Origin of the sequence: Rhodococcus rhodochrous (assembly GCF_014854695.1) — a bacterium.
Taxonomy (GTDB): Bacteria; Actinomycetota; Actinomycetes; order Mycobacteriales; family Mycobacteriaceae; genus Rhodococcus.
The window spans coordinates 124,793-137,892 of record NZ_CP027558.1 but is presented as its reverse complement, the minus strand read 5'-3'; the positions used below and the strand labels follow the sequence as shown (position 1 = coordinate 137,892).

Below are 13,100 nucleotides of genomic sequence, written 5' to 3'. Positions count from 1 at the left end.
TCCTAGGATGTTCAGTGCAGGGGTGCGGGTGCAATGAGGGCCGCGAGATCGAGTACGGCGGTCAGATTCGGCTCGTCAGCCAACCCGAAGATGCGGTCGGCGAGCTCTGAGGCACGGGGATGATCGCCGCAGTTGGCGGTGAACTTGGCGAGCAACTGCTGATCGTCGAGGGGGAATGCGGCGGTGCCGCGGCTACCTTCGACGCGTCCCTCGAGTACACGCCCGTCGTCGAGGGTGATGATCGCATGTCCGGGTGCCGATGCTGCCGGCCCCTCGGTCGGGGCTTCGACGACACGGACCGTTCGAGCGGTCGCGAGCACCGAATCGCGGACGATCGAAGTGTCGGTGTAGGTCGCGACGTCGATATGTCCGTCGTGCACGAGTGCAGCAACGCTCCACGGCAGGTCGAACTTCCCGTCATAAGTGCTGCGCGGTGCGGCCACACCTGCGTTCGGACCACACACGATCGGCACCGAATCCGGATGAACGTGCACCTCGATGTCGACCACTTGGGCAGGCTCGACGGCCGTGTCGGTCAGAGCCGCTGCAACCGCGTCGAGAGTGACATGCATGAGCTGGCAACTCGGATAGGGCTTGATGCCGATACGGGTCGCTTCCCAGTCTGTGCCCAACCCGTCCGTCAGCACCGTGAGGTCCGCGGTCCGCTCCGACATCGACGCATACACACCCCGACGCCCCTCGAACACCGATTCCGGACCGCTGGCGCCCGCAGCAGCCAGCCGGGCTGCGAGAATCCCGCCCAGCGTGGCCGAACCAGGGTGGAGCGCCTTGGTGTCGGCATCGGTGTCGAGGAACTCGAGCAACCCTCCACTCGATGATCCGGCGACACCAAGAGCGTGCACTAAGACCGGCACCGGCAATCCGGTCAACTTGCCGGCGACGAGGGCTGCAGCGAACGGGCCGACCACGGCTGTCGCATGAAGGCCACGTCCGTGAAAACCATGCGGGCTGACAGCCCCGAGGCGGCACGCCGTCTCCAGTCCGATCGCAGCGGCGGTAAGAACTTCTGCGCCAGTGGCTCGAACCTGCTGTCCGGCGGCGAAAGCCGCAGGCAGAGAGACTGCGGTGGCGTGAACCAGGGCGCCGGCATGAGTGTCGTCGAAGTCCAAGGCGTGCACCAGCACCGCGGTCGCCATAGCTGCAGCCGGAGCGGAGATCGCCCGCGTCCCGGTTAGCGGTCTGGCTTCGGCCGGACCGCCGAGTGCATCGGCGACCGTCCACGCCGCGCGCCCGTATCCGAGCCGTTGCGCGGCGACGGCATTGCCGACCCCGTCGAGAAGATGCCGGGCGACCGCATGCCGGACATCGTCGGACAGGTCCGCAAGAGTCAGACCGTGGGCCCATTGGGCAAGTACCGACGACGTCACGCCCGAGCCCCGCTTGCCTGCTTGCCGAAGGCACCTTGCCCGACCAGTTCCGCAACACGCTCGGCGCTGTAGCCGAGGTCGCGGATGATCTCGTCGAAATGCTCGTTGCGTAGCGGCGCGCGCCGGTACTGCGTCGTCTCGGAGCCGAACCGGACCGGTGAGGCAACTTGGCGCACCGTTCCGAAGGTGGGGTGGTCGGTCTCGACGAGGAGACCTCGTGCAAGGGTGTGCGGTTCGGTGAGGGCCTGGGCGACGTCGTTGATCGGACCCGCCGGCACACCGGCAGGCCCCAGGCGCGAGAGCCAGTAGTCCACGGGCTGGCTGACGAAGGTCTGCTCGAGGATGGGGAGCAGTTCGTCCTGGTGCTCACCGCGCAGTGCGAAGTTCGCGAAACGTGGATCGGCGCCCAGATCGGGCCTGTCGATCGCAACGACGAGGCGTTCCCAGAACTTCTCCTTGGCGCAACCGACGACGAACCAACCGTCGCTGGCCTCGAAGGCCTGGAACGGTACGAGGGAGGGGTGCGCCGAGTTCTTGGTACGTACCGGTTCGAAGCCAGCGTTCAGATGCCAGGTGGCCGGGTAGGTGAGCAGCGACATCGCGGTGTCGTAGAGCGAGACGTCGCAGTCCCCGCCGATGCCGTCCCGTTTGGCGGCGTGTAGCCCGGACAGCAAACTGATCGCAGCGACGAATCCGCCCGAATAGTCCACGAGCGAGAGCCCGGACTTGGTAGGAGGTCCGTCTGGGTCGCCGGTGACGCTCATCCATCCTGCGAGGCCTTGCAGGATATAGTCGTAGCCGGGCTCTTTCGCACGCGGTCCGGTCATACCGAAGCCCGTGAGGCTGCAGCAGACGATAGCCGGATTGAGGTGCTTGAGGTCGTCGTAAGTAATGCCGATTTTCGCGGGCACATCTCCGCGGAGATTGGAGTAGACCGCGTCGCTGGTGCGGACGAGGTCCTCGAACACTGCGCGCCCGGCGGGGGACGACAGGTCGAGTGAGAGGCTGCGCTTGTTGCGGTTGAAGGTTTCGAAGAACAACGAGTCCTCGGCGTCGTTGTAGGGCGGGACGTAACGTCCGACGTCGCCCCCCACGTTCGGATCTTCGATCTTGATCACGTCGGCACCGAGGTCGGCGAGGTGGACGCTGCCGAACGGGCCTGCGCCGTACTGCTCGAGCGAGATAATGCGGACGTCTTCGAGTGGTTTCATGAGAGCGCCCCTTCCGGGTCGGCGGGTGTCGGCAGTTGCAGCGGTCCGCCCTTGGCTTCGGGGAAGTAGTTCTGGCCGATCCCGCTCTCGCGGGTAGCGACCATGACCGACCGCTTCCACGAGATGACTTCGGTTCCATCTTGATTCAGCCCCCGGGTGATCATGGAGACGATTCCGGCATAGGGCCGGGATTCGGACCGGCGCAGTCCTATGCAGATGCTTTCTGCGTAGATGGTGTCGCCCACGTATACCGGGTGCGACATCTTGATGTCGGTGAATGCCAGGTTCGAGATGGCGTTCTGACTCATGTCGAGAACCGAAATACCGAGTACCACAGCAACAGTCAGTCCAGAGTTGACGATGACCTTGCCGTCGGTGATGGGATTCTGCGCTGCGAGATGAGCGTTGAAGTGGTTTTGGTTGGTGTTCATCGACAGCAACGTGATCCACGTGTTGTCGGCTTCGGAGATCGTGCGCCCGATGGGGTGCTGGTAGATGTCCCCTACAACGTAGTCCTCGAAAAATCGGCCGAGAACAGCCTGATGCACTGCCACCGTGTCTCCTCACATCAGTTCGGCGAGTACGTTCCTTCGAACAATACATCAGACATTTCAAGGGTCAATAGTGCAGAGCAAGGCAATCATCCGGGGATCTTCGATACCTACTCGCCTAAAAAGCAGATGTTTTGAGTCAAGCCTGTCCGCGGCGATCCATCCGGCGATACGAGTCGCCCAAGTTGTCCAGATGCCTGCGCATCAGATCCATCGCAGCCATGGAGTCTCCGGCAGCGACGACATCGAGGATCGCACGGTGATCGTGATCGACACACTGCCAGAACCCCTGCGGGGCATGCTCGCGCCCGAACCTGCTGGACAGCACTCGAAACACCGGCGCAGTGATCAACTCCAGCAACGGATTGTCCGTCGCCCGAAGAAGAACCAAATGGAACTCCTGATTCTTCGCGAACGTCTCGGGTCCCTGCAAGCTGTGTGGGTCGAAGATCGACGCTTCGAGTTGCTCGAGGTGCTCATCGGTCCGACGGAATGCCGCCATGCCGGCCGCCGGCACCTCCATGAGGTTACGCACTTCCATCAGCTGCGCGACGGTGACCGTCTCAGCCGCCGCCATCAATGCCACACCCGTCTCGAGATGCGCACTGATATGCCCGACACTCGGCGCGGCGACGAAACTACCGCCGGTGACTCCCCGAGTCGTGGTGATCAAGTTCTGGCTCGCCAGCGAACGCAAGGCCTCACGGATGGTGCTGCGACCGACACCGAATTCAGCGGTCAACTCTGCCTCTCCGGGCAACCGGACACCGGGTTGCAACTCACCGGACAGGATTCGGTTGCGCAGGTGCTCCGCGAGGACCGCATAGGCAGGTCCGTTCTTGACGGGTGCGTCCCCGGTCGTCGGTTCGGTCACGAGCGTCGACTCTTCTCTCTCGAAAGCTGCGGTGAACGGCCTGAGCCTAACCCGACGCTGCGGCCGAGTTAGGGCGCCGCGCACCTGTCCCATACCCCCTAATCATCCGCCCTTTAGGTGATTTTTCCAAGGATTGAACCGATCGGACCGCGATTTTGGGCAGATTTCTCCCGAAAACATCTGAGGTATTGATTTCTTGGTCGCCCTCAAGCACGATGACCTACATCACCCTCCCAGTGACCCACCACCCCAGACTTCGGACCGCCGCACGGCTCGGTCGTCCCCTCCGCTCCTCGCGGGCACCGAAAGATTGGAAGTATTGATGAAGAGAATTGGAGTCGACGTCGGCGGCACGTTCACCGACCTCGTGCTGTGGGACGACGACGGCACCGTAGTGGTCCACAAGACCCCGTCGACGAACCACGACCCCTCCATCGGAACCATGGACGGCATCGAGGTCCTCGCCGAACGCGCCGGCATCGACCCATCCGACATCGACATGTTCTTCCATGGCACCACCGTTGCCACCAACATCGTGCTCGAACACAACGGGTGCAACGTCGGCATGATCACGACCGAGGGATTCCGCGACCTTCTACACATCGCCCGCAAGAAGCGTCCCCTAAACTACTCGAACTACCAGGACCTGCCCTGGCAGAAATGGCAGTTGGTGCCGCGTCGCAACCGCCGGGTCGTGCCCGAACGGATCGATGCTTCCGGCAACGTCCTCGTACCGCTCGACGAAGATGCAGTGCGCCAAGAGGTTCGCCTGCTCCGTGAACGCGGAGTCGACGCTATCGCCGTTGCCTTCTTGCACTCGTACCGCAACCCCACGCACGAAAAACGGGTCAAGGACATCATTCTCGAGGAGTACCCCGAGGTGTTCATCTCGCTCTCCAGTGAGGTTGCTCCCCAGTACCGCGAGTACGAACGATTCTCCACTGCGGCACTCAACGCCTTCATCGGACCGAAGACCTCGAGCTACATCGCCAACCTCGCAAAGAAGGCCGCAGAGGCGCAGGTCGGCGACGACGTGCATCTTATGACCTCCGCTGGCGGTCTGGTCACCTCGCGCAGCGCCAGCGAACAGCCGGTCTCGCTGCTGACCAGCGGTGTGGTCGCCGGATTGCTGGGAGGATGCGCTATCGGTAAGGCCTCCGGCTTCCCGAGCGTCATCACACTTGACGTGGGCGGAACCTCCGCCGACATCGGTGTGGCGCCGAACGGCACCCTCCGAATGAAGCATCTCCTCGACACCCGCATCGGCGACTACCACGCCATGGTGCCGATGGCGGAGGTCGACACGATCGGCGCCGGTGGCGGTTCCATCGCCATGGTCGACGAAGGCGGCATGTTCCGGGTCGGACCTCGAAGCGCCGGGGCATTCCCCGGACCCGCCTGCTACGCCCGTGGCGGCACCGAACCGACCTCGACCGACGCTATGGTCATGATGGGCTGGCTGCGTGAGGACAGCTTCCTGTCCGGAACCATGAAGGTCGAACCCGAGTTGGCCCGTACCGCGATCCAGACCCACATCGCCGACAAGCTCGGAACCACCCTGGACGAGGCCGCGATGGGGATCTTCAAGATCCTCGCCCATTCCATGACCGAAGCGATCAGCCTCCACTCGGTACGCAAAGGTTACGACCCGCGCGACTTCTCGCTCATCGCCGAGGGCGGTGCCGGCCCCCTCTTCGCATGGCAGATCGCAGACCAACTCGGCATTCCCCGTGTCATCGTGCCCGGACACCCCGGCATCACCTCCGCAGTCGGATTGCTGACCACCGACATCCGGTACGAAATTCCCACCACCGTCTGGACCTCCTCCGCGGACGCAGACCTGAACCTGCTACAGACACAGATGGACCGACTCGCCCGCGAAGCCATCGCCCAACTGGAAGCCGACGGCGTTCCCACCGAGAACATCTCGCTCGAACGAAGCGTGGATTGCCGCTATGTCGGACAGGGCTACGAACTACGCGTCCCCGCTCCCGACGGCGACATCGACGATGTCTGGGTCAAGACCGTCGCCGAGGCCTTCCACGAGGCACACGGACGAACCTACTCCCAGCGTTTCGACGACAAGCCGGTGCAGCTGATCAACATCCGCGTCACGGGTGTCGGCGCCGTACCGCACGTCCGTATCACCGAGATCGACAAGGGCACCGCCGACTGCTCCGCGGCGATCAAGACCATGACCCGCGCATTATTCTGGCGCGACGAAACGGCCGCGCCCCAGTGGATCGACACCCCGGTCTACGATCGATCGCTTCTTCTGGCCGGCAATACCATCGAAGGACCCGCCATCGTCGAGCAGTTCGACTCCACGACCATCATCGGCATGAACCAGCACGCCACCGTCGACGCAGTCGGCCACATCATCATCGAGAGGAAGCCCGCATGAGCAAGACCCTGATGCCCAAAACCGGCGTATCGCTCGCGGGCGAGTCCCACCGTACGTGGAACGACGTCGAGGTCGACCCGATCACACTGCGTGTCATCGGCGGTGCACTGCAGTCGATGGCCAAGGAAATGGCGCAGGTCCTCTACCGCATGGCCTACTCGAGCCTAATCCGCGAATCCGAAGACCTCGGCGCCGGCATCTTCGACATCAACGGCCGTGAACTGTGCGAATCAGATTCGACACCGATGCACTGCGGTTCAATCCCCGCATACATCCGTGGCGTCAACCGCAGACTCGCAGGTACGTATCGACCGGGCGACGTCGTCCTGCACAACCACCCGTACCACGGTGCAGCCCACTCCCCCGACTACGGCGTGATCATCCCGATCTTCTGGGAAGGTGAGCACATCGGATTCGCCGGATGCACCGGACACGTATCCGACGTCGGTGGCAACTTCCCCGGCCTGTGCATGGATGTCGTCGATGTTTGGGCCGAAGGCAAACTCATGGATTCGATGAAGATCTATGACGCCGGTGTCCGCAACGACTACCTCATCCAGCACATCCTCGACAACGTTCGCACACCCGAACAGAACCGAGGCGATCTCGAAGCACTCATTGCCTGCGCACGCATCGGTGAGAAGCGATTCATCGAACTGCTCGAGAAGTACGGTCTCGACACCGTCATGAGCGCCAGCGAACGGTGGATGGACTACTCGGAGAACATGCTTCGCAGCCGAATCCGCGAAATACCGGACGGCAGCTACGAAGCACCCATCGGCTATCTGGACGACGACGGTAAGAACCGCGGTGTTCCCCTCAAGGTCGCCGTGCGCGTGCAAGTCGAGGGAGAAGACATCCTCATCGACCTCACCGGCTCCAACGACCAGGTCCCCACCGCCTTTAACGTGCCCTTCGAAGGATCCGTCCTCCCCGTCGCAGTCGCCGCGATCCGCACCATCCTGCTCGACGAAGACCTGACCGAGGAATTCGTCCCCCAGAACGACGGCTGCTTCCGCCCAGTAAGGGCATACGCACCCGAGGGAACGATCTTCAACCCGGACTTCCCGGCATCGTGCTTCGCCCGGTTCTCCCAGGTGAACCGAATCTTCGACTCCATCAACCTCGCCCTGGCACCCGTACTCCCCGACCACGCGATCGCGGGATCGTCGGCAGCACTATGCGCCATCGCCTACTCCGGCGTCGCTGAAGACGGCGAATCATATTGGGTGTACATCGAAATCAACGAAGGTTCGTACGGCGGACGCAACGGCAAGGACGGCATGGACGCCGTCGACTCGCTCATGGCCAATACCCGCAACAACCCCATCGAAGAACTCGAACTCAACCACGCCATGCGTGCCCTCCGATACGAACTCCGCGACGAAGCTCCCGCACCGGGCCAGTGGCGAGGCGGCATCGGCAGCGTCCGCAAATGGCTCATGGAGACCGACACCTTCCTCGGATCCGAAGCCGACAACCGCTCCGACCCGCCCGCCGGTGCGCTGGGCGGTCACGACGGCGTCGCAGGGGCGTTCACCCGCAACGCCGGAACAGACCGCGAGGAGGTGCTCTTCTCCAAGGTCACCCAGGAAACCATCCGCGCCGGCGAAACCTTGGAGATCAAGCTGCCCTCCGGCGGCGGTTTCGGAAATCCGTTCCTCCGCGATCCTTTCCAGGTCCTCAGCGACGTCTGGGACGAGTACCTCACGGCGGAGGACGCTCGACGCGACTACGGGGTCGCCGTCGACACCGACACGTGGACCGTAGACGAGGAAGCCACCGCGGCACTGCGCGCAGGGAGCGCATCCTGAGCGGCACCACACGTCGGGCCGCCGCAATCAGCGGCGGCCCGACCGCTCACGTTCTCGACGAGACGTTGGGCAGCGTCATCACCTGGATCGACACTCCGGACGCCACCATCGATGGTCCTCTGACCGGAATGCGTATCGGCGTCAAGGACAACATCGACGTCACCGGTGTACCCACGACCTGTGCGTCCCGGTTCTTCTCCGACCGCATCGCATCTGCACACGCGGAGGTCGTCCGCAGACTGATCGCTGCGGGCGCGCAGATCACCGCCAAGCTGAACATGGCCGAGTTCGCGGTCGGAGTCACCTCCCAGAACTCCGCCGTGGGCCCCGTCCGCAACCCCTGGGACCCCAGCCGGGTCCCGGGCGGGTCGAGTGGAGGCTCCGGCGCCGCAGTCGCTGCAGGTCTGGTGGACGCAGCCCTCGGTACTGACACCGGCGGATCAGTCCGCCTACCCGCAGCAGCATGCGGCATCACAGGACTGCGACCAACCTGGGGCGCAATCAGCAATACCGGAGTCTTCCCGGTCAGCGACGCCTTCGACACCGTCGGTCCGATGGCACGATCGGTAACCGAGGTTGCCCGCCTCTTCGACGTACTGCGCACCGACCAGGCTCCGGCGCCTAGCCCCGCTCGACGGATAGGGCTGCCGTCGGTGTTCATCACCGACGACGTCGACGCTGCCATCAGCGACGCAATCGACGCAGCGGCACGGCAATTGCAGAGCGTGGGATACGAGGTGGTACCGGTCGATGTTCCCGGCGCTGCTCACGCGCAGGACATCGTATACATCCTGCTGTACTCGGACCTTGCTGCGCTCCACCATGACCGAGTGCACTCGTCGCCCGATCTGTTCCATCCCGATACCCTCGCGCGTGTGTCCCTGGGTCTGTCCATTTCGGACTCCGAGAGAACAGCAGCCCTGGCCGCCAGGGCGGAGTTCCGTCGCGGACTCAGCGCGCTGTTCACAGACGTCGACGCCGTATTGACCCCGACGATGCCGGTCGACGTACCGCCCATCGCCGGTGATGACGACGTCATTGCACGCTCGCGCCGACTCGGCCAGTTCAGTTATCCCTGGTCCCTCCACGACGGACCCACGCTCGCGCTCCCGGTCGGATCTCACCCTCATACGGGTATGCCGATCGGTGCTCAACTCACGGCCGCGGCCCATCACGAATCACTACTGTTCGGCATCGGTGAAGAGTTTCAGCGCACCACGGACTGGCACACCAGGAGACCACCGCTATACATTATGCGCTGAGTCATTCTCGGGGATCACTGGCCATCACCCTGACCGAGGACGCGAAGAGTCGCCTCCCACCCAACAGGCAGCGGGTGAAAGGCGACCTGGTCCATCAACTCCGGCACACCCGGTGCTGTCAGCACCGACCTGGTCGCAGTCCTCACGCAATCGACCTGGACCTGGGCGCAGGGACGGTTTCAAAGCGTTGAGCCCACCCGACAGCCTGGACCGATCGACATCCAGTTCGTCAGGGACCGCCATGATCATGCGGCATTTACCGCGCAGGGACGTTTCCGATCCGATGGTTCGACGACTGGTCGATCGTGCGACTTTTGGTGATGGTCATTGGTTTGACCTGGCTCACCGACGTGGCAATGACCTGCGCACCCCTTGCAAGCAACCGAGATGGATGCGTCCCGCCGTCAGCTTCCCATTGCTCACATGGCTTGCGAACGAAGACGCTCCCGGTCGATCTCCCCACTATTCAGGGCGTCCGGACGGTGCCCGATGTGGAACAACCCCTCGAGGTGCGGGCAGGCGAACACCGCCATGCCCTTCTCCCCTCGGTGACGTTTGCGGACCGTCTTCGCATCCCCTCGGGTCAGATAACCCCGGTGTCGACAGCGACCGCACCAGATCCAACGGGTGGATGGATTATGGGCGCGGGGATTCATACGGCACGTCCGATCTGGAGATTGAGCCAATCCGACAGCCATTGGATGGCACTGCGGCCGGCGTTGTCGACCACGAGAGTGTTGTAGTTGGTGTGAGCGTTAGAGGTGAAGAAGCTTGCTGCACTGAGTCCTTCGCTGACCAATGAGGCCAGATCATCGACACTCTGGGACTGTGAGAGCTCGACCAGTGAATCCGACAGCTGCCACATGTCCAGGTTCGCCTCCTGGTTCGTGATCGTCGGCGACGCAGCGTGTGTGGTCCTGCCCAGCAAGTCGGGAGCGGTCTTGGTCGGTTTGCCCGAGAGCATGTCGGTCGCTACCGATGCCAGGTCCAATCCGACGGGCAGCAAACCGGTCATCGCCGCAGCGGCCCCCACCGGGTCGGGCGCAATGCCGGGAGGGGGAAGCACCTTTTCCACCGCCGACCATGCGATCTCCTGGATCTGACCGACGATCGTAGCCAGCCTGATGACGTCGACATTCGACAGGATCGACGCGACCAACGCCGCGATCTGCGTCGCGCCGGACGGATCCGGGATCACGGCCAGCACCTGCGCTACCCACCGCAAGTCCACGGCTGCCGCCATCTCCACCAGTGGTGAGAACTGATTGTTCAACTCCCCGGCCACCTGGTGGGCACCGCGGGCGTCGAGCGCGGCAACCTTCTGCGGCAGCACGGTCAAGTTGTGCAAGATGCCGGGCATATCCAGCGAGCTCACGCCGGCCACGACGTTCAGAACCTGATCGATCACTACCGTCGGTTTGAGCACCGATAACACGCTGCTCGCCGACGCAAGCACATCAATAGGGGCGGACGCCAACGGGCCGATCTGCCCAGTCAATACGTCGGCATTCTCCGTAAAAGCACGCATCTCGGGAGTTGACGTCGGCAAGGATGGTGACTCGTTCCCGGCGAGCATGCGTGCCGTGTCGGCGATCTCGACCGCAGCGTCGACGGCACCTGCAAGATCGGAGTCACCGGCCCTGGTGAGCACGTCGTAGGCATGATGTTCGGCGGTCCCCGCCGGTGCGGCACCGAGTTGATCGGTCGCCGCAGGGTTCACTGCCCCTGAGGAAAGCAGGTCGGCTAGCGGAGCAAGAGTCGACGCGATCGACTGCGCAGTCGCGGCGACTTGCCCGAGATCGATATTTGGTGCGGTGAGCTGCTGACCGAGGATCGTGACGTCGGCGCCTAGTGCCGGCAGATCCGCATCGGAGAAGTCCGCGGTCAGTGCGCCGGCAAGCTGTGTATTGCCGCCGGACGCGGTGGCACCGGCGGCGCTGGGGGTCTTGCTCAGGATCGAGCCGAGCGAGCCGATCAGCGGGTTCGTCCCTTTCTCGATCGAGCAGTACAGATCACCGGGATCGCAGATCGATGCCACCCGACCAGACAGAGCCCCCATTCCTCGAGGTCGTGGATCGGCGATGCCGTGTCCGGACGTCCGCGGCCCCACCGTCGCGGCCCCTGGTGTCCCGGCTCCCGGATCGGCCAGCAACCCGACAGCAAGCACACGACTTGCATCGACCGGTCCCCTGCCGTTGCCGATATCCGAGGCGAGATCACCTGCCGCATCGGCGCCCTGCGAATACCCCGTCAGCGTGAACTTCGTACGAGGACAAGACTGTGCGACATCCTCGAGCACCCGCGTGGCCCTCGACACCGCGTCCGCCTTGCTATCCGCGTAGGTGTGGCCGTTGTCGAACGCACGCGCCATATAGGGCAGCGTGTACACCTCGACCGCGTCGCCATGGGCATTGTTCAGGGCGTGCGCAACAGCTGCGAGCATGCCCACCGGCACAGCAGGGTCGGCGTTCTCGTCGGTCTCCCAGGTTCCAGGGATCAGCAGGTTGAACGTCGACACGCAGTCCGCTGGCTCCGCGTGGGCGACCGCGGGAACGGTGGACAGCGTGCAACCTCCAACGATGATCGTGGTGACGATCAACGCAGCGGTGCGGCGGGACCTCGAATGTCGCGCAGGCATGAGTACCTCTGATGGCCGGAAGGACATGTGTGCGCCTACGTTCACCCACACGGCCGATTTCCCCAACGCGGTGAAACCTGTCCGACGCCCACTTTCGCCCCGTGATCGGCACAATCAGCCGATCTTCAGATACGTGCGCGGCGTGCATGACGTACAGACACTGTCATCGATCGACAACGCAGACAGCTGCTCTTTCGAACCCACAAAGCAGCACCGGTGCCTCGATCGTCCATCCCCAGGCTGCCACCTCCGAAAACGCGACCACGCCCGAGCCAGCACGGAACTGCCTCACGCGTCTAGTGATGAACCGGCCATCACGCTCAGCAGCGATCTGACGCGAACGATCATCACACGAACCGACCGTCAACCGCGGCCATCACCGCTCGAACCACCACTTGCCAGGTCGATGACCGCCCCCCGGATCTCGCGAACTCTCTTACCGGGTGCCCCGACAACGTCAGGGCCGACAGACCCCGTCCAGCGAGCGCAACAAGACGCACGCCAACACCAGCGACAACCAACCATCTATGCGATAGCGCGCCACCAGTGGTCTTCTTCCTCCTGCCGGTCCAGCACCTCGCGATATTCCGCCGCACAGGCGACCGAGCACAACCCCTCATACTCGTCACCAGCGAGACGCTGCCGACACACCTCGCACCGACGCACACGGTCAGCAGGAAACCGGGCCATCCCGAACGCGGCGCTGACAACGATCAGGACGGCTGCCGCACAAACGAACACGACAGCAACACTGGACTCCCGGAACAGAACGGCAACCACTGCACACGCAAGGGCTGACAAAGCAACGGCGGCCGGCGCCTGGTGAAGATTCACAAACCATAGGTCGCAACCTCAACCCCACCCGTTACCAGTAGGCAGACCTCGGGGGCTCGCACCGAACGCCACGTCATCAACGACCCGCCACCACCGACCTCCTATAGCAAATCGCGCCGTCGAA

At 63.5% G+C, this 13,100-nt stretch carries 8 protein-coding genes; 3 read left to right on the top strand and 5 right to left on the bottom strand.

Annotated features, from left to right (window positions below):
* Nucleotides 1-11: 11 nt before the first annotated feature.
* The 4 genes from C6Y44_RS25550 to C6Y44_RS25535 all read right to left on the bottom strand — a co-directional run bounded on the left by C6Y44_RS25550 (nt 12) and on the right by C6Y44_RS25535 (nt 4,024).
* Nucleotides 12-1,388: an MmgE/PrpD family protein gene (locus tag C6Y44_RS25550; protein WP_088899537.1), complete on the bottom strand. Its 1,377-nt coding sequence runs from the start codon at nt 1,386-1,388 to the stop codon at nt 12-14.
* Nucleotides 1,385-2,599 carry a CaiB/BaiF CoA transferase family protein gene (locus tag C6Y44_RS25545; protein WP_024100314.1) on the bottom strand — a complete coding sequence of 405 codons (1,215 nt, stop codon included), beginning with the start codon at nt 2,597-2,599 and terminating at the stop codon, nt 1,385-1,387. Before C6Y44_RS25545 ends, C6Y44_RS25550 begins: the two co-directional genes overlap by 4 nt.
* Complete coding sequence (locus C6Y44_RS25540; protein ID WP_024100315.1) at nt 2,596-3,153, bottom strand: MaoC family dehydratase; 558 nt, start codon at nt 3,151-3,153, stop codon at nt 2,596-2,598. Before C6Y44_RS25540 ends, C6Y44_RS25545 begins: the two co-directional genes overlap by 4 nt.
* A gap of 136 nt (nt 3,154-3,289) precedes the next feature.
* Nucleotides 3,290-4,024, bottom strand: coding sequence for a FadR/GntR family transcriptional regulator (locus C6Y44_RS25535; RefSeq protein ID WP_024100316.1), 735 nt, complete (start codon nt 4,022-4,024; stop codon nt 3,290-3,292).
* 322 nt (nt 4,025-4,346) lie between these two features.
* Here C6Y44_RS25535 and C6Y44_RS25530 point away from each other — a divergent pair, with 322 nt between their 5' ends.
* Genes C6Y44_RS25530 through C6Y44_RS25520 form a run of 3 tightly spaced genes read left to right on the top strand, consistent with a single transcriptional unit; the run spans nt 4,347 to nt 9,504 of the window.
* On the top strand, nt 4,347-6,428 hold the full coding sequence (locus C6Y44_RS25530) for a hydantoinase/oxoprolinase family protein (protein ID WP_088899539.1): 2,082 nt from the start codon (nt 4,347-4,349) through the stop codon (nt 6,426-6,428).
* On the top strand, nt 6,425-8,242 hold the full coding sequence (locus tag C6Y44_RS25525; RefSeq protein ID WP_024100318.1) for a hydantoinase B/oxoprolinase family protein: 1,818 nt from the start codon (nt 6,425-6,427) through the stop codon (nt 8,240-8,242). The genes C6Y44_RS25530 and C6Y44_RS25525 overlap by 4 nt, the downstream gene beginning before the upstream one ends.
* Nucleotides 8,188-9,504 carry an amidase gene (locus tag C6Y44_RS25520; RefSeq protein WP_225623884.1) on the top strand — a complete coding sequence of 439 codons (1,317 nt, stop codon included), beginning with the start codon at nt 8,188-8,190 and terminating at the stop codon, nt 9,502-9,504. Before C6Y44_RS25525 ends, C6Y44_RS25520 begins: the two co-directional genes overlap by 55 nt.
* Nucleotides 9,505-10,156: 652 nt before the next feature.
* Here C6Y44_RS25520 and C6Y44_RS25515 read toward each other — a convergent pair.
* Entirely contained in the window at nt 10,157-12,142 is a 1,986-nt protein-coding gene (locus C6Y44_RS25515; RefSeq protein ID WP_192379049.1) for a cutinase family protein, read from the bottom strand.
* Nucleotides 12,143-13,100 lie beyond the last annotated feature (958 nt).